Source organism: Buchnera aphidicola str. APS (Acyrthosiphon pisum), from assembly GCF_000009605.1.
GTDB lineage: Bacteria > Pseudomonadota > Gammaproteobacteria > Enterobacterales > Enterobacteriaceae > Buchnera > Buchnera aphidicola_I.
On sequence record NC_002528.1, the window covers coordinates 539,461 to 558,306 of the forward strand.

29 protein-coding genes, 1 tRNA gene and 1 rRNA gene are annotated in these 18,846 nt (G+C 32.5%); 2 read left to right on the forward strand and 29 right to left on the reverse strand.

Annotated elements, in window-relative coordinates; genetic code table 11:
• Window positions 1-78 precede the first annotated feature (78 nt).
• From BU_RS02560 to BU_RS02585, 5 genes are all read right to left on the reverse strand, one after another.
• Window positions 79-2,991 (reverse strand): 23S ribosomal RNA (locus tag BU_RS02560).
• 163 nt (window positions 2,992-3,154) lie between these two features.
• Window positions 3,155-3,227 (reverse strand) — tRNA-Glu (locus BU_RS02570).
• Between the two features lie 150 nt (window positions 3,228-3,377).
• Window positions 3,378-4,199: a shikimate dehydrogenase gene (aroE, locus tag BU_RS02575; protein WP_009874444.1), complete on the reverse strand. Its 822-nt coding sequence runs from the start codon at window positions 4,197-4,199 to the stop codon at window positions 3,378-3,380.
• Window positions 4,192-4,719: an L-threonylcarbamoyladenylate synthase type 1 TsaC gene (locus BU_RS02580; RefSeq protein ID WP_010896142.1), complete on the reverse strand. Its 528-nt coding sequence runs from the start codon at window positions 4,717-4,719 to the stop codon at window positions 4,192-4,194. Before BU_RS02580 ends, aroE begins: the two co-directional genes overlap by 8 nt.
• 97 nt (window positions 4,720-4,816) lie before the next feature.
• A complete protein-coding gene (locus tag BU_RS02585; RefSeq protein WP_009874446.1) occupies window positions 4,817-5,290 on the reverse strand; it encodes a DUF494 family protein in 474 nt (157 codons plus the stop codon).
• A gap of 243 nt (window positions 5,291-5,533) precedes the next feature.
• Here BU_RS02585 and def point away from each other — a divergent pair, with 243 nt between their 5' ends.
• Entirely contained in the window at window positions 5,534-6,055 is a 522-nt protein-coding gene (def, locus tag BU_RS02590; protein WP_009874447.1) for a peptide deformylase, read from the forward strand.
• A gap of 7 nt (window positions 6,056-6,062) precedes the next feature.
• On the forward strand, window positions 6,063-7,007 hold the full coding sequence (gene fmt / locus BU_RS02595; RefSeq protein WP_009874448.1) for a methionyl-tRNA formyltransferase: 945 nt from the start codon (window positions 6,063-6,065) through the stop codon (window positions 7,005-7,007).
• A gap of 126 nt (window positions 7,008-7,133) precedes the next feature.
• Here fmt and rplQ read toward each other — a convergent pair whose 3' ends face one another.
• From rplQ to rplB, 24 genes are all read right to left on the reverse strand, one after another.
• Complete coding sequence (gene rplQ / locus BU_RS02600; RefSeq protein WP_010896143.1) at window positions 7,134-7,526, reverse strand: 50S ribosomal protein L17; 393 nt, start codon at window positions 7,524-7,526, stop codon at window positions 7,134-7,136.
• A 44-nt stretch (window positions 7,527-7,570) separates the two neighbouring features.
• Window positions 7,571-8,560, reverse strand: coding sequence for a DNA-directed RNA polymerase subunit alpha (locus tag BU_RS02605; RefSeq protein ID WP_010896144.1), 990 nt, complete (start codon window positions 8,558-8,560; stop codon window positions 7,571-7,573).
• Window positions 8,561-8,588: 28 nt separating this feature from the next.
• Window positions 8,589-9,209 carry a 30S ribosomal protein S4 gene (gene rpsD, locus BU_RS02610; protein WP_009874451.1) on the reverse strand — a complete coding sequence of 207 codons (621 nt, stop codon included), beginning with the start codon at window positions 9,207-9,209 and terminating at the stop codon, window positions 8,589-8,591.
• 25 nt (window positions 9,210-9,234) lie between these two features.
• Window positions 9,235-9,630, reverse strand: a complete 396-nt coding sequence (gene rpsK, locus BU_RS02615) for a 30S ribosomal protein S11 (RefSeq protein WP_009874452.1) — start codon at window positions 9,628-9,630, stop codon at window positions 9,235-9,237.
• 17 nt (window positions 9,631-9,647) lie between these two features.
• Window positions 9,648-10,004 (reverse strand): 30S ribosomal protein S13, encoded by a 357-nt coding sequence (rpsM, locus tag BU_RS02620; protein WP_009874453.1) that lies wholly within the window; start codon window positions 10,002-10,004, stop codon window positions 9,648-9,650.
• Between the two features lie 93 nt (window positions 10,005-10,097).
• Window positions 10,098-10,214: a 50S ribosomal protein L36 gene (rpmJ, locus tag BU_RS02625; protein ID WP_009874454.1), complete on the reverse strand. Its 117-nt coding sequence runs from the start codon at window positions 10,212-10,214 to the stop codon at window positions 10,098-10,100.
• 25 nt (window positions 10,215-10,239) lie between these two features.
• The gene (gene secY / locus BU_RS02630) at window positions 10,240-11,553 is read right to left on the reverse strand and encodes a preprotein translocase subunit SecY (RefSeq protein ID WP_010896145.1); all 1,314 of its coding nucleotides are present in this window, start codon (window positions 11,551-11,553) and stop codon (window positions 10,240-10,242) included.
• A 10-nt stretch (window positions 11,554-11,563) separates the two neighbouring features.
• Window positions 11,564-11,998 (reverse strand): 50S ribosomal protein L15, encoded by a 435-nt coding sequence (rplO, locus tag BU_RS02635; protein WP_009874456.1) that lies wholly within the window; start codon window positions 11,996-11,998, stop codon window positions 11,564-11,566.
• 4 nt (window positions 11,999-12,002) lie between these two features.
• Window positions 12,003-12,182: a 50S ribosomal protein L30 gene (gene rpmD / locus BU_RS02640; protein WP_009874457.1), complete on the reverse strand. Its 180-nt coding sequence runs from the start codon at window positions 12,180-12,182 to the stop codon at window positions 12,003-12,005.
• Window positions 12,183-12,191: 9 nt separating this feature from the next.
• Window positions 12,192-12,695 (reverse strand): 30S ribosomal protein S5, encoded by a 504-nt coding sequence (gene rpsE, locus BU_RS02645; RefSeq protein ID WP_009874458.1) that lies wholly within the window; start codon window positions 12,693-12,695, stop codon window positions 12,192-12,194.
• A 15-nt stretch (window positions 12,696-12,710) separates the two neighbouring features.
• Complete coding sequence (gene rplR, locus BU_RS02650; RefSeq protein WP_009874459.1) at window positions 12,711-13,079, reverse strand: 50S ribosomal protein L18; 369 nt, start codon at window positions 13,077-13,079, stop codon at window positions 12,711-12,713.
• Between the two features lies 1 nt (window position 13,080).
• A complete protein-coding gene (gene rplF / locus BU_RS02655) occupies window positions 13,081-13,617 on the reverse strand; it encodes a 50S ribosomal protein L6 (RefSeq protein ID WP_009874460.1) in 537 nt (178 codons plus the stop codon).
• A gap of 10 nt (window positions 13,618-13,627) precedes the next feature.
• Window positions 13,628-14,020 (reverse strand): 30S ribosomal protein S8, encoded by a 393-nt coding sequence (gene rpsH, locus BU_RS02660; protein ID WP_009874461.1) that lies wholly within the window; start codon window positions 14,018-14,020, stop codon window positions 13,628-13,630.
• Window positions 14,021-14,048: 28 nt separating this feature from the next.
• The gene (gene rpsN, locus BU_RS02665) at window positions 14,049-14,354 is read right to left on the reverse strand and encodes a 30S ribosomal protein S14 (RefSeq protein ID WP_009874462.1); all 306 of its coding nucleotides are present in this window, start codon (window positions 14,352-14,354) and stop codon (window positions 14,049-14,051) included.
• A gap of 17 nt (window positions 14,355-14,371) precedes the next feature.
• On the reverse strand, window positions 14,372-14,911 hold the full coding sequence (gene rplE, locus BU_RS02670) for a 50S ribosomal protein L5 (protein ID WP_009874463.1): 540 nt from the start codon (window positions 14,909-14,911) through the stop codon (window positions 14,372-14,374).
• Between the two features lie 14 nt (window positions 14,912-14,925).
• Window positions 14,926-15,240 (reverse strand): 50S ribosomal protein L24, encoded by a 315-nt coding sequence (rplX, locus tag BU_RS02675; protein WP_009874464.1) that lies wholly within the window; start codon window positions 15,238-15,240, stop codon window positions 14,926-14,928.
• A gap of 25 nt (window positions 15,241-15,265) precedes the next feature.
• A complete protein-coding gene (gene rplN / locus BU_RS02680) occupies window positions 15,266-15,634 on the reverse strand; it encodes a 50S ribosomal protein L14 (RefSeq protein WP_009874465.1) in 369 nt (122 codons plus the stop codon).
• Between the two features lie 114 nt (window positions 15,635-15,748).
• Window positions 15,749-16,003: a 30S ribosomal protein S17 gene (gene rpsQ / locus BU_RS02685; protein WP_029585610.1), complete on the reverse strand. Its 255-nt coding sequence runs from the start codon at window positions 16,001-16,003 to the stop codon at window positions 15,749-15,751.
• Window positions 16,000-16,197, reverse strand: coding sequence for a 50S ribosomal protein L29 (gene rpmC, locus BU_RS02690; protein ID WP_010896146.1), 198 nt, complete (start codon window positions 16,195-16,197; stop codon window positions 16,000-16,002). The genes rpsQ and rpmC overlap by 4 nt, the downstream gene beginning before the upstream one ends.
• Window positions 16,197-16,607: a 50S ribosomal protein L16 gene (gene rplP / locus BU_RS02695; protein WP_009874468.1), complete on the reverse strand. Its 411-nt coding sequence runs from the start codon at window positions 16,605-16,607 to the stop codon at window positions 16,197-16,199. Before rplP ends, rpmC begins: the two co-directional genes overlap by 1 nt.
• A gap of 20 nt (window positions 16,608-16,627) precedes the next feature.
• Window positions 16,628-17,329, reverse strand: a complete 702-nt coding sequence (gene rpsC, locus BU_RS02700) for a 30S ribosomal protein S3 (protein WP_010896147.1) — start codon at window positions 17,327-17,329, stop codon at window positions 16,628-16,630.
• An 18-nt stretch (window positions 17,330-17,347) separates the two neighbouring features.
• Window positions 17,348-17,680 carry a 50S ribosomal protein L22 gene (rplV, locus tag BU_RS02705; RefSeq protein WP_009874470.1) on the reverse strand — a complete coding sequence of 111 codons (333 nt, stop codon included), beginning with the start codon at window positions 17,678-17,680 and terminating at the stop codon, window positions 17,348-17,350.
• 35 nt (window positions 17,681-17,715) lie between these two features.
• Window positions 17,716-17,994, reverse strand: a complete 279-nt coding sequence (gene rpsS, locus BU_RS02710; RefSeq protein ID WP_009874471.1) for a 30S ribosomal protein S19 — start codon at window positions 17,992-17,994, stop codon at window positions 17,716-17,718.
• A 19-nt stretch (window positions 17,995-18,013) separates the two neighbouring features.
• The gene (rplB, locus tag BU_RS02715; RefSeq protein WP_009874472.1) at window positions 18,014-18,835 is read right to left on the reverse strand and encodes a 50S ribosomal protein L2; all 822 of its coding nucleotides are present in this window, start codon (window positions 18,833-18,835) and stop codon (window positions 18,014-18,016) included.
• Between the last annotated feature and the right edge of the window lie 11 nt (window positions 18,836-18,846).

Consider the following 18,846-nt stretch of genomic DNA (forward strand, 5'->3'; position numbering starts at 1 on the left):
GCTTTTTTAATAAAGCAACAAATTCAGTAAAAACAAGCTTTTTTATTAAGTTTATTTTAAAAACACCTCTGGTGTTGTAAGGTTAAGCCTCTTGGGTCATTAGTACTAGTTAGCTCAACATATTGCTATGCTTACACACCTAGCCTATCAACGTCGTAGTCTTCAACGTCCCTTCAGTAAACATTTCTGTTTCAGGGAAGATTCATCTTGGGGCAAGTTTCGTGCTTATATGCGTTCAGCGCTTATCTTTCCCGCATTTAGCTACCGGGCAATGCCATTGGCATGACAACCCGAACACCAGTGATGCGTCCACTTCGGTCCTCTCGTACTAGAAGCAGCCCCCCTCAATCTTCCAACGCCCACGGCAGATAGGGACCGAACTGTCTCACGACGTTCTAAACCCAGCTCGCGTACCACTTTAAATGGCGAACAGCCATACCCTTGGGACCTGCTTCAGCCCCAGGATGTGATGAGCCGACATCGAGGTGCCAAACACCGCCGTCGATATGAACTCTTGGGCGGTATCAGCCTGTTATCCCCGGAGTACCTTTTATCCGTTGAGCGATGGCCCTTCCATTCAGAACCACCGGATCACTAAGACCTGCTTTCGCACCTGCTCGCGTTATCACGCTCACAGTCAAACTGGCTTATGCCTTTGCACTAACCTCACGATGTCCGACCGTGATTAGCCAATCTTCGTACTCCTCCGTTACTCTTTGGGAGGAGACCGCCCCAGTCAAACTACCCACCAGACACTGTCTCTGTGCCGGATTACGGCACTAGGTTAGAATACCGAATTTTAAAGGGTGGTATTTCAAGTTTGGCTCCATTAAAACTAGCGTTTTAACTTCATGGCCTCCCACCTATCCTACACATTAAAATTCAGAATTCAGTGTCAAGCTATAGTAAAGGTTCACGGGGTCTTTCCGTCTTGCCGCGGATATACTGCATCTTCACAGCAAATTCAATTTCACTGAGTCCCAGGTGGAGACAGCCTGGCCATCATTACGCCATTCGTGCAGGTCGGAACTTACCCGACAAGGAATTTCGCTACCTTAGGACCGTTATAGTTACGGCCGCCGTTTACCGGGGCTTCAGTTCAGAGCTTTAAGTTTCCTTTGACTCCTTCGATTAACCTTCCGGCACCGGGCAGGCGTCACACCGTATACTTCCACTTTCGTGTTTGCACAGTGCTGTGTTTTTAATAAACAGTTGCAGCCAGCTGGTATCTTCGACTAACTTCAGCTATAGGAGTAAATCCTTTCACTTAACATTAGCGTGCCTTCTCCCGAAGTTACGGCACTATTTTGCCTAGTTCCTTCACCTGGGTTCTCTCAAGCGCCTTAGTATTCTCTACCTAACCACCTGTGTCGGTTTGGGGTACGATTTAATTTTACCTGATGCTTAGAGGCTTTTCTTGGAAGCGTGGTATCAGTTACTTCATCACCTTAATGATTCGTCATCATGCCTCAGATTAAAGATAATCGGATTTGCCTAATTATCATACCTACACATTTAAACCAGGATAACCGTCACCTGGATAACTTAACCTTCTTCGTCCCCACTTCGCAGTAATATTAAGCACAGGAATATTAACCTGTTGTCCATCGACTACGCTTTTCAGCCTCGCCTTAGGGGTCGGCTTACCCTGCCCCGATTAACGTTGGACAGGAAACCTTGGTTTTTCGGCGAGCAGGTTTTTCACCTGCTTTATCGTTACTCATGTCAGCATTCGCACTTCTGATACCTCCAATATATTTTACAATATATCTTCGTTGGCTTACAGAACGCTCCCCTACCCAGCAAAAATATAATTTTTGCTGCCGCAGCTTCGGTGCATAGTTTGAGCCCCGTTACATCTTCCGCGCAGGCCGACTTGACCAGTGAGCTATTACGCTTTCTTTAAATGATGGCTGCTTCTAAGCCAACATCCTGGCTGTTTATGCCTTCCCACATCGTTTCCCACTTAACTATGACTTTGGGACCTTAGCTGGCGGTCTGGGTTGTTTCCCTCTCCACAACGAACGTTAGCACCCGCTGTGTGTCTCCCGTGATAACATTCTACGGTATTCGGAGTTTGCATCGGTTTGGTAAGCCGGGATGGCCCCCTAGTCGAAACAGTGCTCTACCCCCGAAGATGAATTCACGAGGCGCTACCTAAATAGCTTTCGGGGAGAACCAGCTATCTCCCGGTTTGATTGGCCTTTCACCCCTAGCCATAGGTCATCCGCTGATTTTTCAACATCAGTCGGTTCGGTCCTCCAGTTGGTTTTACCCAACCTTCAACCTGCCCGTGGCTAGATCACCGGGTTTCGGGTCTGTACCCTGAAACTTAACGCCTATTTAGGACTCGGTTTCCCTTCGGCTCCCTTATTAAGTTAACCTTGCTACAGAGTACAAGTCGCTGACCCATTATACAAAAGGTACGCAGTCACAAATTATTTTAAAATATGCTTCCACTGCTTGTACGTACACGGTTTCAGGTTCTATTTCACTCCCCTCGCCGGGGTTCTTTTCGCCTTTCCCTTACGGTACTAGTTCACTATCGGTCAGTCAGGAGTATTTAGCCTTGGAGGATGGTCCCCCCATATTCAAACAGGATTTCTCGTGTCCCGCTCTACTTTTTGAATCCACAATATAAAATATTTTGTATACGGGGCTATCACCTTGTATCGCTGAAATTTCCAAATCATTCTACTATAATTTATATTGATTTTGATTCTGGGCTGTTCCCTTTTCGCTCGCCACTACTGAGGGAATCTCGGTTGATTTCTTTTCCTCAAGGTACTTAGATGTTTCAGTTCCCTTGGTTTGCTTTATTAACTTATTTGATTCAGTTAATAATGATGCAATATTGCATCGGGTTTCCCCATTCGGATATCGACGGTTATTGCGCTTCATATCAGCTTGCCGACGCTTTTCGCAGATTAGCACGTCCTTCTTCGCCTCTGACTGCCAAGGCATTCACCATGTACGCTTATTTGCTTAACCTTACAACCCACAGGTGTTTTAAAAAAATAAGTTATATGCTTGTTTTTCCGAATTTTTAAAGAGCTTTTTGTGTTAAATGTTAACTTTTCTTTTAAAGTTATTTTGAGGATAACACAATAATTTAAATTAGTATATAATATTTTTATAAATATTTTTTATTTATCGTCCCCTAGGGGATTTGAACCCCTGTTGCCGCCGTGAAAGGGCGATGTCCTAGACCTCTAGACGAAGGGGACTATTGAATAAAATTATTTTTTAATTTAACGATATAATAAATAACAGATCAAAAAAAAAGAGTCAAGTGATTTCTGTATTATTAGTTAAAATATTAAAAAAATATGAAAAAATTAGTAAATTAAGTTTGATTGTTTATTATTTTAAAAAAATTATTTATTTAAAAGATCAATAATATAATCTATTTCTGGAAGCACATTATGCCATAGAAAAAAAGAATGGGCTGCTTGAAAAACTAACATACCTATTCCGTTAGAAAAAAAATTAGATCCTGTTTTACGAGACCAATCAAAAAAAAATGTATTATCTGTTTGATAATTCATATCATAAAAGCATGTCTTAGAAGATACGCAAGAAAAAGGAATAAAATTATCTTTATCTTGAATAAAATGCGATGTTGCATTAATAATCAAATCAAAAGATTTTACATGTAACGAATTTGTATTAAAAACATTTATATTTCCGTATTTATGGAATTGTAAGACTAATTTCTCGGCATTTAAAACAGTTCTATTAAAAATACAAATCGAACACCCATATGATAAAAGAGGAAAAAGAACACCTCTAGCAGCACCACCTGCACCGATTATCAATATTGAATAATTTTTTTTTATAAAATTCAATCTTATTAAATCCGATAACAAACCAATTCCGTCTGTATTATCTCCTAAAATATTACAATTATCTATTTTTTTCAACGTATTAACAGATTGAGCAACTTCTGCTCTTTTAGTTAACTTATTACAAAAAAAATAAGCTTCTTGTTTAAATGGTGCGGTAATATTTGCACCTCGACCGTCTTTTTTAAAAAAATCTTGTAAAACAGCATACAAGCTATTTAATGGAACATTACAAGATTTATAAAAATGAGAAATACCTGTCTGTTTTGAAAATAAACTATGAATTTCAGGAGATTTACTATGATTTATAGGATTTCCAAATACAGCATAATTAAAATTTTTGCATTTAAACATAACGAATTAACTTTCCATTAATAATATTAATAATCTTAGAAGGATTTTTTTCATTTCCTATCTTTCCATTCAATAATGGAAAATCTTTACCAAAACATTTAAACACTTCTTCAGAAGTAAAACATGGCGTCATATTTGAAATATTAGCACTGGTAGATACAACTGCTTGTCCAAAAGCATTACATAATTTTATTATTTCAAAATGGGCACTTACACGTACAGCCACAGTATTAAATTTACCAGTCAACCAATAAGGAGTATTAGGTTTAGCTGGAAGTAAAAAGGTAAATGGTCCAGGCCAATGAAAAAAAATTTTCTTTTTTTGTTTATTTGATAAAATATTTTCATTGACATACATTTTTATTTGATCAAAATCTGAAGCTACTAATATCAATCCTTTTTCTATACTTCTATTTTTTAAATTAAGCAATTTTTTTACAGCTTTTTTACTATTAGGATCACATCCGAGTCCGAACATTGATTCTGTAGGATATGCGATCACATCATCATTATGTAACATTTTTATACAATATAGTAGTGAGTTTAAAAAACAATGTTTATCCATTAACATCTTCTTATAAAAAATTATTATTGTTTGCTTGACTATAAGTAATATTTTAATGAATTATGTCTTCTTTAAAATTAAATAATAAATTTTCAAGCTTATGATATGCTGATTCACACCCAGGTACATTAAATAAAACGATTAATACGATCCATTTTAAATCTTCAAGATTCAGTTCATTAATATCTAATTCCATGATTCTTTCAATAATTACTTCTCGTGTATCTAATGTCAATATCTCCAACTGTTCTAAAAAAAGAATAAAACCACGACAATCGACATTTAATTTTAGTGATTCTTCTTGTGTATAAATTCGAATGGTAATCTTATTGGATAATGGATTAATAGATGGAATAATATTTTTCTTGTAACAAGAAAGATTTTTTAACCAACTTAAAGCATTATAAATATCTCGTCTTTGAAAACCTATATCAGACAAATCATTAGTCAAACTATCATAATCAATCGATATTCTTGATTCGTTATGTATATAATTTTCAAACAAATATATTAATATATCAAACATTACGTCCTCAATTATATATTAAAAAATTTAAATATTGAGTAATATATTCTATAAATAAGTTTATTGTGAGTATTATTAATAATATAATATGAAAAATATTGTAATATAATGAAAAAAATTTTTACTAAAAAATATAATAAGTTTTTATTAAAAATATAAAAAATAATAGCACTAAACTTTTAATTATAATAAAAAAGTCTATACTAATACATAAAATTCAACTATTTTATATCTAAAATATATATGTCTTTGTTAAAAATACTCTATTATCCTGATATACGTTTAAGAATTCTTGCTAAACCCGTAAAAGAAATTAATAAAAAAATACAAAAAATAGCTAATGATATGATAGATACAATGTATCAAGAAGAAGGAATCGGTTTAGCTGCAACTCAAGTAAATATTCCATTGCAAATCATAGTAGTTAACACAATGGAACAAAAAAAAAACAATTTAGTACTTATTAATCCTAAAATTATCAAAAAAGAAGGTGATATTAGTATTGAAGAAGGATGTTTATCAATTCCAGAGTATCAAGCTTCTATTCCAAGATCTAATTATATACAGGTGCAAGCAGTAAATCTTGATGGAGAAAAAATAGAAATAGAAGCAAAATCAATATTGTCTATTTGCATACAGCACGAAATAGATCATCTTAAAGGAAAGTTATTCATTGATTATCTATCAAAATTTAAAAGAGAAAGAATTCAAAAAAAATTTGAAAAAATTAATAAAAAAAATAAAAAATTTTCCATAAAGGAATAAAAAAAATTTGAAAAAATTAAAAATTGTTTTTGCTGGAACAGAATATTTTTCTGCTGAACATTTACACGCACTAATCACTTCTTCACATGATGTAATTTCAGTTATCACTCAACCCGACCGTTATTCTGGAAGAGGACAGAAAATCACCTTTTCTCCAGTGAAAATATTATCTTTAAATAATGGAATTCCTATTTTTCAACCTGAAAATTTAAATGATACGGATTTTCAAAATAAATTATTAAAACTTAATGCAGATATCATGACAGTTGTATCCTATGGGAAAATAATACCAAAAAAAATACTTAATATGTTTTCAAAGGGTTGTATTAACGTGCATGCTTCACTTTTACCTAGATGGAGAGGAGCAACTCCGATTCAATCATCAATTCTGCATGGTGATAAAAAAACAGGCATTAGTATCATTCAAATGAATGATGAAATTGATTCCGGCAATATAATGCACTCCATCACGTGCAGCATATCATCGAAAGATACTACTAAAACCCTATCTTTAAAATTGATAAAAATAGGAATAGAAGCATTACTAGAAGTCTTAGAAAAAATTATATTGAACACAGTTATTTATAAAAAACAAAACGAAAAAAACGTAATTTTATCAAAAAAAATATACAAAAAAGATGCTTTATTAGATTGGAACTTATCAGCCGAAAAATTAGAACGTTTAATACGAGCATTTAATCCATGGCCAATCTGTTATTTTTTATCACAAAATAAAAATATAAAAGTATGGCAATCAGAAGTAATTCCTATAACACAAAATAACCGCTCTGTAGGAGAAATTATTTCCTATAATAAAAATGGAATTCAAATCAATACATCGCATCAAATATTAAATATTAAAAAATTACAATTTCCTGGAAAAAAAATAATAGATGTTAAAAATGTGATTATTTCTAAAAAAAAATTATTTAAAATAGGAACTATTTTATAAAAAAATATTTAATTTATTTTATATTTTTTGTTGAAATCATATAAATTAAAAAAAATAAGCAAACGGTATATTTCCGTTTGCTTTAAAATTATATTTTTTATATTTTAATAAAAAATAGTATAAATTTTATTTCTTTAAAATTTCATTTTTTTTGTTATTTTTCACACGATCTACTAATTCAATATAAGCCATTGGAGCCTTATCTCCAGATCGAAATCCACATTTTAAAATACGAGTATAACCACCTAGTCTACTAAAAAAACAAGGCCCTAATTTTTTAAATAATTTCGCTACTATTGCATTATCACGAATACGAGAAAAAACTAATCTTCTACGTGAAACGGTGTCTATTTTAGATAAAGTAATAATAGGTTCAACAATACGACGTAGTTCTTTTGCCTTTGATAAAGTAGTTTTTATCACTTCATGTGTAAATAATGAACATGCCATATTTTTCAGCATGGAATTAAGATGAGTGCTGCTACGATTTAATTGACGACCACTTTTTCGATGACGCATAAATTTACCTCTTCTTATCAAGTTGTTAATATATAAAATATAAATTATTCATCTAAAATACTTGATGGAGGCCAATTCTCTAATCTCATACCAAGAGATAAGCTACGAGAAGCTAAGACATCCTTAATTTCAGTTAAAGATTTTTTACCGAGATTCGGAGTTTTTAAAAGTTCTACTTCAGTTCTTTGGACTAAATCACCAATATAATGTATAGCTTCTGCTTTAAGACAATTAGCAGAACGAACTGTAAGTTCTAAATCATCTACTGGACGTAACAAAATAGGTTCAAATTCAGGTTTTTCTTCTTTGAATTCAGGTTCACGAATATCTCTTAAATCAACAAATGCTTCTAGTTGTTCTGCTAAAATAGTAGCTGCTCGTCGAATAGCTTCTTCTGGATCAATAGTTCCGTTAGTTTCCATCTCAATAACTAATTTATCTAAATCTGTTCTTTGTTCTACTCGAGCAGCTTCTACATTATAAGAAATTCGATTAATTGGACTATAACAAGCATCTACTAACAAACAACCTATTGGTCGCGAATCTTCTTCTAAATGAACTCTCGAAGATGCAGGAATATAGCCTCTTCCACGTTGCACTTTTATTCGCATTTTAATAGAAGCATTTTCATCAGTTAAGTGACAGATTACATGCTGCGGCTTGATGATTTCAACATCTCCATCATGTATGATATCTGCGGCAGTAATAGAACCAATACCAGATTTATGTAATGTGAGAAGGGTTTCATCTTTTCCATAAACTTTTACCGCTAACGCTTTCAAATTTAACAATATTTCTAAAACGTCTTCTTGCACTCCCTCTTTAGTACTATACTCATGAAGTACTCCATCAATTTCAACTTCAGTTACCGCACATCCTGGCATGGAAGATAAGAGAATTCTACGAAGTGCATTTCCAAGTGTATGACCAAATCCTCTTTCTAATGGTTCTAATGTGACTTTAGTATGAGTCGCACTAATTTGTTCAATATCAACTAAACGTGGTCTTAAAAAATCCATGATAGAATTCTGCATATTTTCCTCTCTTTAATAGTAAACTTTATTATTTAGAATAAAGTTCAACAATTAAGTATTCATTAATTTCTGCAGATAAATCGGAACGCTCAGGAAATCTTTTAAAAATACCTTCCATTTTAGTTGAATTCACTTCTAACCAAATTGGTTTTTCTCGTTGCTCTACAAGTTCTAAAGCAGCTTTAATTCGAGACTGATTTTTAGATTTATTTCTAATGGAAATTTGGTCGTTAGGAGAAACTTGATATGAAGCAATATTAACAACTTTATTATTCACCATGATAGACTTGTGATTAATTAATTGTCTTGATTCAGAACGAGTACAACCAAAACCCATACGATAAACTACGTTGTCTAATCTAGATTCTAATAATTGTAATAAATTTGCTCCAGTATTGCCTTTCAAACTAGCCGCTAGTTTATAATATATTTTAAATTGACGTTCTAAGACACCGTATAAACGACGCACTTTTTGTTTTTCGCGTAATTGAATAGCATAATCAGATAATCTAGGTTTTCGAATACCATGTTGTCCAGGAGGTTGTTCTAATTTACATTTTGATTCTATTGAACGAAGTCCTGATTTAAGAAATAAATCAGTGCCTTCTCGTCGACTTAATTTTAATTTTGGACCTAAATATTTTGCCATTTTATTCTCCAGAAATTCCTAAAAATCACACGCGACGTTTTTTAGGAGGACGGCAACCATTATGAGGAATTGGTGTCACATCAGTAATATTTGTAATACGAAATCCAGCAGCATTTAAAGCTCGAATAGTAGACTCTCTACCTGGACCAGGGCCTTTAACCATTACTTCTAAATTTTTTATACCATAATCTTTTACTATTTCTGCACAACGTTCAGCAGCAACTTGTGCAGCAAAAGGAGTAGATTTTCGAGAACCTCTAAAACCAGAACCGCCAGAAGTAGCCCATCCTAAAGCATTCCCTTGTCTATCTGTAATTGTAACAATAGTATTATTAAAAGATGCATGAATATGAGCAATTCCATCTAAAATTTGTTTTTTTACACGTTTTCGTGTTCGAATAGACGTTGAATTCTTTACCATAATTAATCTTACCTAAATTATTTTTTTATTGGTTTTCGAGGACCTTTACAAGTTCTAGCATTAGTTTTAGTTCTTTGGCCGTGTACTGGAAGACTTCTACGATGACGTAAACCACGATAACAACTTAAATCAATTAAACGTTTAATGTTTAAAGTTCTTTCTCTTCTTAAATCACCTTCAATAACATATTTTGCAACATGAGTTCTTAGAAGATCAATTTGTTCTTCATTTAAATCTACAATTTTAGAATGTTCAGGAATGTTTGCAATGGAACAAATAAATTTAGAACGTTTTTTACCTATTCCATATATCGCGGTTAATGCAATCAAAGTATGCTTATTTTCTGGAATGTTGATACCTGCAATACGTGCCATATTATAAAACCTTATAAATGTATTTTAAACAAATTTATAATACTAAAGATAATAACAATTTATATTTAAAAATATTTTAATTGACAAAAATGATTAACCCTGACGCTGTTTATGCTTAGGATCATTACTACAAATTACTCTTACAACATTATTTCTTTTTATAATTTTGCAACTACGGCAAAGTACTTTCACAGAAGCTTGTACTTTCATCATATTTCCTTCTAGTATAAAATATTTAATTTAAATTAGCTTTCTTTAACATAGATTCATATTGATTAGACATTATTAATGTTTGAATTTGAGTTATAAAATCTATAATAACTACAACAACAATCAATAATGAAGTTCCACCGAAATAAAAAGGAACATTCATAGCACTTCGCATAAATTCCGGGATTAAACAAATAAATGTAATATATAAAGAACCAACTAAAGTGAGTCTTAACATAATCTTATTAATGTATTTTGCTGTTTGTTCGCCAGGTCTAATTCCAGAAATAAAAGCCCCTGATTTTTTTAAATTATCTGCTGTTTCACGAGGGTTGAATACCAATCCCGTATAAAAAAAACAAAAAAACACTATTGCAGATATATATAAAATCAAATATAAAAACTGATTAGGTTGTAAATAAAATAATATTTTTGTCAACCATTCATGATTCACTTTACACCAAGATATAATAGTAGCAGGAAATAGAACAATACTAGAGGCGAAAATTGCAGGTATAACACCAGCCATATTAATTTTTAAAGGTAGATGAGTACTTGGAGTTTCATAAATACGACGACCTTGTTGACGTTGTGCATAATGTACAACGATTTTTCTCTGTCCTCTTTCCATAAAAACAACTAAAAAAATAACCGAAAAAATTAACAACAAAATAAATAAAAACAATAAAATATGTAAATCTCCTTGTCGTGTTTTTTCAATAGTATTTCCGATAGCTGAAGGCAAACCCGCTATTATTCCTATAAAAATAATGATTGAAATACCATTACCAATACCATATTCTGTGATTAATTCCCCTAACCACATTAAAAACATAGTGCTAGTTACTAAACTTATAATAGCAATTAAATAAAAATAAAAATCAGTGTTTATTATAATACTACGAATTCCAGCTATATTAGGAAGAGTCATAGCAATCCCAATAGACTGTACAAGAGCTAATATTAAGGTAGCGTATCTAGTATACTGATTGATTCTATGACGTCCTGATTCTCCTTCTTTTTTAATTTCAGATAAAGTTGGGTATACCAATGTCAGTAATTGAATAATAATAGATGCTGATATATAAGGCATAATGCCTAAAGCAAAAATAGAAGCACGACTTAAAGCTCCACCAGAAAACATATTAAACATATCAACAATAGTACCATTTTGATTATTTAATATTTTAGATAAAATTGTAGTATCAATGCCGGGGATTGGAATAAAAGAACCAATACGAAAAACAATGATAGCCACGATTAGAAAAACGATTCTCTGCTTGAGTTCACTGACACTTGTTTTAGTATTTTTAAAATTTAATCCTAATTTCTTAACCATTATTTACCGCTTATCCTTCAACTTTTCCACCAGTATTTTCAATTTCAGAACGAGCACCTTTACTGACAAGTAGACCTCGTATTATCAAAGGAACTGTTAGTTTTCCTGAAAGAATTATCTTGGCATATTTAATATTTTTTTTAATAATATTTTCTTGTTTTAATACGTTAAGATCAATAATATTTGTAGACAAATTTGATAAATCTGATAAACGAACTTCTGTTGTAATATTTTTTTTTCTGGAATTAAAACCAAATTTAGGAAGTCTTCTGTATAACGGCATTTGACCCCCTTCAAAACCACGACGAATACTACTTCCTGATCTAGATTTTTGACCTTTATGACCTCGACCAGAAGTTTTTCCGAAACCTGATCCGATACCACGACCTAATCTTTTTCGACTATGACGTGCTCCATTTGCTGGAGAAAGAGTGTTTAAACGCATGTTTCTATTCCTCTTGTATTTTTAAAATATAAGAAATTTTCTTAACCATTCCTTGAATAGATGGCGTATCTTCACGTATGACAGTATGTCCAATATAACGTAATCCAAGTCCGATTAAAGTTTTTTTATGCTTAGGCAATCTACCTATAGCACTTTTTATTTGAGTAATTTTTATATTTTTCATTAAAAAAATTTATCCTAATATATCTTTAATACGTTTATTTCTTTTAGCAGCGATCATTTCTGGAGACTTCATATTAACTAAACCATTCATAGTAGCTCGAACTACATTGATTGGATTAGTTGAACCATAAGTTTTAGCTAAAACATTATGTATTCCTGCTACCTCTAAAACTGCTCGCATAGCGCCTCCTGCAATGATACCAGTTCCATCAGAAGCAGGTTTCATAAACACATTTGATCCAGTATGAGAACCCTTGAGAGAGTGTTGTAAAGTTTTATTGACTAATGGTATAGTAATCATATTACGTCTTGCTTGCTCCATAGCTTTCTGAATAGCGGCGGGTACTTCACGTGCTTTTCCATAACCAAAACCAACTTTTCCGTCTCCATTTCCTACTACAGTTAATGCTGTAAAAGAAAATATTCGACCGCCTTTGACGGTTTTTGATACACGATTTACTGTAATTAATTTTTCTTGTAAATCATTGTGATTTTTTTTTTCAATATTAGCCATTCTATAATTTTCGCCTTAAAACTTCAGCCCAACTTCACGTGCAGATTCAGCTAAAACTTGTACACGCCCATGATATTTAAAACCAGATCGATCAAAAGAAACATGAGATATTCCCTTTGAAAGGGCACGTTCTGCAATAATTTTACCTATTTTTGCCGCAGCTTCTTTATTTCCTGTATATTTCAAACTACAATTTATTTTTCTTTCTAATGTTGAGGCAAAAACCAAAACTTTTGCTTCTTTAGAAGAAATGATTTGAGCATACATGTGTCGTGAAGTACGATGTACTACTAGTCGAATAGCACCTAGTTTTTTGATTTTACAACGTGTTTTCATAGATCGGCGTATACGAGAAATTATTTTATTTTTATTAGAAAAAATCATTTTATTTCTTTTTAGCCTCTTTTATACGTACAACTTCATTTGAATATCGTATGCCTTTTCCTTTGTAAGGTTCTGGTGTACGATAAGAACGCAAATTAGCTGCAATCTGACCAACTAATTGTTTATCTATACCTTGAATAATAATTTCTGTAGGAGATAAATTTTCTGCATTAATACCCTTAGGCAAATGATATGTAATTATATGTGAATAACCTAGCGACATATTAATTATATTATCTTTTGTTATTGAAACACGGTATCCAACCCCAGATAATTGTAATTTTTTACTAAATTTTTCAGACACGCCTATAATCATAGAATTTACGAGAGCTCTTGAAGTTCCTGCTTGTGCCCAACCATTAGAAAAACCTAAACGTGGTGAAAAAATTATTTGATTGTTTAAAAATTCAATTTTAACTGATTGATGAATAGTACGTGAAAGATGACCGTATTTTCCTTTAATTGATATATCTTGCAAATCTAACTGAACATTAACGCCAGAAGGAATAACAATTGGACATTTAGCAACACGAGACATGCTTCCTCCATTAAGCCACATAACAAATAACTTCACCGCCAAGACCTTCTTGACGAGCCATACGATCTGTCATAACCCCTTTAGAAGTAGAAATTACGGCTATTCCTAAACCGGACATTACTTTAGGTAGATTATTTTTGTTTTTATATATACGCAAACTAGGCCTACTAATACGTTGAATCATATCTACTACTGACTTCCCTTGAAAATATTTTAAAAATACTTCCAATTCTAGTTTAGTATCACCCGTAACATTATAATCTTTAATATAACCTTCTTCTTTTAATAATTGAATAATTGATTTTTTTAATTTCGATGAAGGCATTTTAACAGAATATTTATTTGCTAATTGACCATTTCGAATACGGGTTAACATATCCGCTACTGGATCTTGCATACTCATTTTTACGCTCCAAAACCTGAAAAATATTTTACCAACTTGCTTTTTTTAAACCAGGTATTTCACCTTTCATAGCGGCCTCTCTTACTTTAATACGACTTAATCCAAATTTACGCAAAAAAGCATGAGGACGACCTGTTTGACGGCATCTGTTTCTTTGACGTGACGGACTGGAATCACGCGGAAAAGATTGTAATTTAAGCACCGCATTCCAACGCTCTTCCTCTGATATACTCATATTAGAAATAATATTTTTTAATTCATGACGTTGTGTATAAAATTTATTAGCTAATTTTACACGTTTAACTTCACGCGCTTTCATTGATTGTTTAGCCATTGAGCAACCTTATTTTTTTACTTGCGAAAAGGAAAATTAAAAGCAGATAATAATAAACGAGCCTCATGATTAGATTTTGCAGTAGTAGTAATTGTTATATCCAACCCGCGAACCCGATCAATTTTATCGTAATCAATCTCAGGAAAAATAATTTGTTCACGTATTCCTAAACTATAATTTCCTTGACCATCAAAAGAGTGACTTGATAATCCGCGAAAATCGCGAATACGTGGAACAGCAATAATAATTAAACGTTCAAAAAAATGCCATTTTTTCTGACCACGCAATGTAACTTTACATCCGATAGGATAACCTTGACGGATTTTAAAACCAGCAACAGATTTACGAGCTTTAGTAATTAGTGGTTTTTGTCCGGATATAGCAGTTAAATCTAAAATAGCATTATCTAAAATCTTTTTATCAGAAGCAGCTCCACCGACACCCATATTTAAAGTAATTTTATCAATTTTAGGAACCTGCATAACGGAACTATAATTTAATTCATGCATAAGCTGAGTTATAACTTTTGATTTGTAATAATCATATAATGTCGCCATCATATTACTCCAAACTATTGAATCGTTTTACCAGTAGATTTAAAAAACCGAACTTTTCTCCCTTCTTCAAACCTAAAACCAATACGATCTGCTTTATTAGATTCAGGATTTAAAATAGCAATATTTGATATATGAATAGGTGCTTCTTTTTCTATAATACCACCACTTTTATTTTGAGATGGAACTGGTTTTTGATGTTTTTTAATTAAATTTAAACCTTTAACAATTACTTGATTTAAAGATAAAATATTTTTAATAATACCTGTTTTTCCTTTATCTTTTCCTGTTAATATAACAACTGAATCATTACGGCGTAATTTTAATGCCATTTTTTATTCCTTAAAAATTTCATAACTAAAGAACTTCAGGAGCTAGTGAAATAATTTTCATAAATTTTTCTGTTCTTAATTCACGTGTAACAGGACCAAAAATACGAGTACCGATAGGTTGTTCGTTATTGTTTAATACAACACAAGCATTGGTATCAAAACGAATAACAGAACCATCAGATCTTCTAACCCCTTTTTTAGTTCTTACTACTACCGCTTTAAGAACTTCTCCTTTTTTTACTTTTCCTCTAGGTATTGCTTCTTTAATTGTAATTTTAATTACATCACCTATCGCTGCATAGCGACGACGTGAACCACCTAAAACTTTAATACACATAGCAGATCGTGCGCCAGAGTTATCAGCTACATGAAGAATTGTTTGTTCTTGAATCATATTTTTAAAACCTCAATTATTCTAATTAAAAATAATTTAATCCTCATATTACTGACATTTTATGAACATAAAACATGAGCAGACGTGAGTTTGTTCATGTTTTGATATTTTTTTTTAAAATACTGTTTTTTCAATAATACGAACTAGGACCCAAGATTTTGTTTTAGAAATCGGACGAGATTCTCGAATTTCTATTAAATCACCTACGGTACATTCGTTTTTTTCATCATGAATATGTAGTTTTGTAGTCCGTTTAATAAATTTTCCATAAATAATATGTTTTACAAAACGTTCAATTGCTACAACAGCAGATTTTTGCATCTTATTACTTATCACACGACCTTGTAAGGTTCGAATTTTTTCCATTATTTTATCTCTTCCTTTGAATCTAGCAAAGTCTTTACTTGTGCAATGTTTCGTCGAACTTTTCGTAATAAATGAGGTTGTTTTAATTTTCCAGAAACAGATTGCATACGAAGATTAAATTGTTCTCTCAATAATTGTAAAAGTTCTGTGTAAAGATCTTTTTTATTTTTTTTTCTAAATTCTACCAATGCCTTCATTACATCACCATCTTATTTACAAAAGTAGTTTTAATTGGCAACTTAGCAGCTGCAAGTTTGAATGCTGCACGAGATTCTTCTTCAGTAACTCCTTCTAATTCATAAAGAATTTTACCAGGTTGTACTAAAGCGACCCAATATTCAACATTACCCTTGCCTTTTCCCATTCTAACTTCTAAAGGTTTTTGAGTTATAGGCTTATCAGGAAATATGCGAATCCACATTTTGCCTTGTCTTTTTATACAGCGAGTTATAGCTCTTCTTGCAGATTCAATTTGACGAGCAGTTAAACGCCCTCTATCAATAGCTTGCAATCCAAAAGTGCCAAAATTAATATCAGTACCAGACGCTAAACCACGATTTCGACCTTTATGCATTTTACGAAATTTAGTACGTTTTGGCTGCAACATTATTAGCTTCTCTCTCTTTCTTACTTTCTATTTTTACGATACTGCTTTTTTGTTTGGACAGAAGGTTTATCTAATCTTTCAACAGTTTCCATTCCACCTAATATTTCACCTTTAAAAATCCAAACCTTTACGCCTATCACCCCATATGTTGTATGAGCTTCTGAAATGCTATAATCAATATTTGCGCGTAATGTATGAAGAGGAACTCTTCCTTCTCTATACCACTCTCTACGAGCTATTTCTGCTCCTCCTAAACGTCCACTAACTTCAACTTTAATGCCTTTTGCACCTTGTCTCATTGCGTTTTGAACAGATCGTTTCATAGCACGACGAAACATTACTCTTCTCTCAAGTTGAGAGGTAATACTATCAGAAACAAGTTTAGCATCTAATTCAGGTTTACGCACTTCAGAAATATTAATTTGAACCGGCACTCCAGTAATTTTAGCAATAGAAATTCTTAACTTTTCAACATCTTCACCTTTTTTTCCAATAACAATACCTGGTCTAGCAGTATAAATCGTCACTCGAATACTTTTAGCTGGTCTTTCGATAATGATTCTGGAAATTGAAGCTTTTTCTAATGTTTTCATTAAAAACTGACGAACTTTATAGTCACTATCTAAATGATCCGCAAAGTCTTTAGTGTTAGCAAACCAGACAGAATTCCATTTTTTTATTATACCCAATCGCATACCATTAGGATGTACTTTCTGACCCATTACTGATTCTCCTCGATGTTAACGATCAGACACAATTACAGTAATATGACTAGTACGTTTTAAAATACGATCTGCACGTCCTTTAGCACGAGGCATCATTCTTTTCATTGTTGAACCTTCATTAACAAATATTTTTTTAATTCTCAATTTATCTATATCTGCGCCATCATTATGTTCTGCATTAGCTACAGCTGATTCGACTACTTTTTTTACTAAAAAAGCGGCTTTTTTATTGGTATAAGTTAAAATATTTAATGCTTGTGGCACTTTTTTACCGCGAATTAAATCTACGATCAAACGCACTTTTTGAGCTGAAGAGCGTGCTTGACGGTGTTGAGCTAAAGTTTCCATTTACTCCTCTTTTTATCTTTCGTGTTTCTTTTAAATTAACGTTTTTTTACTTTCTTATCAGCAGTATGTCCTCTGTAAGTACGAGTTAAAGAAAATTCGCCTAATTTATGTCCTACCATTTCTTCAGTAACAAAAACAGGGATATGGCTACGACCATTATGAATAGATATTGTTAAACCGACCATATTCGGAAAAATTGTTGAACGTCTTGACCAAGTTTTAATAGGTTTTTTATCATTTATTTTTACTGATTTTTCTACTTTTTTTAATAAACTTATATCAATAAAAGGACCTTTTTTAAGAGAACGTGGCATAAAGTGATCCCTACAATAATTATTTTCTGCGATGACGTAAAATAAATTTATCAGTACGTTTATTTTTACGAGTCTTTTTACCTTTTGTCTGAATACCCCATGGAGTAACTGGATGTTTACCAAAATTTCGTCCTTCACCACCTCCATGAGGATGATCAACAGGGTTCATGGCTGTTCCACGAACAGTTGGACGTATACCTATCCAACGAGAAGCTCCTGCTTTACCTAAAACTTTTAGCATATGTTCAGAATTACCTACTTCACCAATAGTGGCTCTACAATTAGACTGAGTTTTTCTCATTTCACCTGATCGTAATCTTAAAGTAGCATACTCTTCATCGAATGCCACTAGTTGAACATAACTTCCTGCAGAACGAGCTATTTGACCACCTTTTCCAGGTTTTAATTCTACATTATGAACAAAAGTACCTACTGGAATATTTTTAAGTGGTAGAGTATTTCCTGTTTTTATAGGTGCACGCAAACCAGAAATTATAGTATCACCTATCTTTATACCTTTTGGAGCTAAAATATACTTTCTTTCACCATCTTTATATAATATTAAAGCAATATTAGAAGAACGATTAGGATCATATTCAAATCTTTCTACGGTAGCTCCTATATCATCTTTATTTCTTTTGAAATCTACAATACGATATGCTCTTTTATGTCCACCACCAATATGACGAGTTGTAATTCTACCATTATTATTACGTCCTCCGCTTTTACTCTTTTTTCTTAATAATAAAGAATAAGGTTTTCCTTTATACAACTCATTATTAACAACTTTAATAACGTGGCGACGACCCGGAGATGTCGGTTTACACTTAACAACTGCCATTTTTTGTCCTC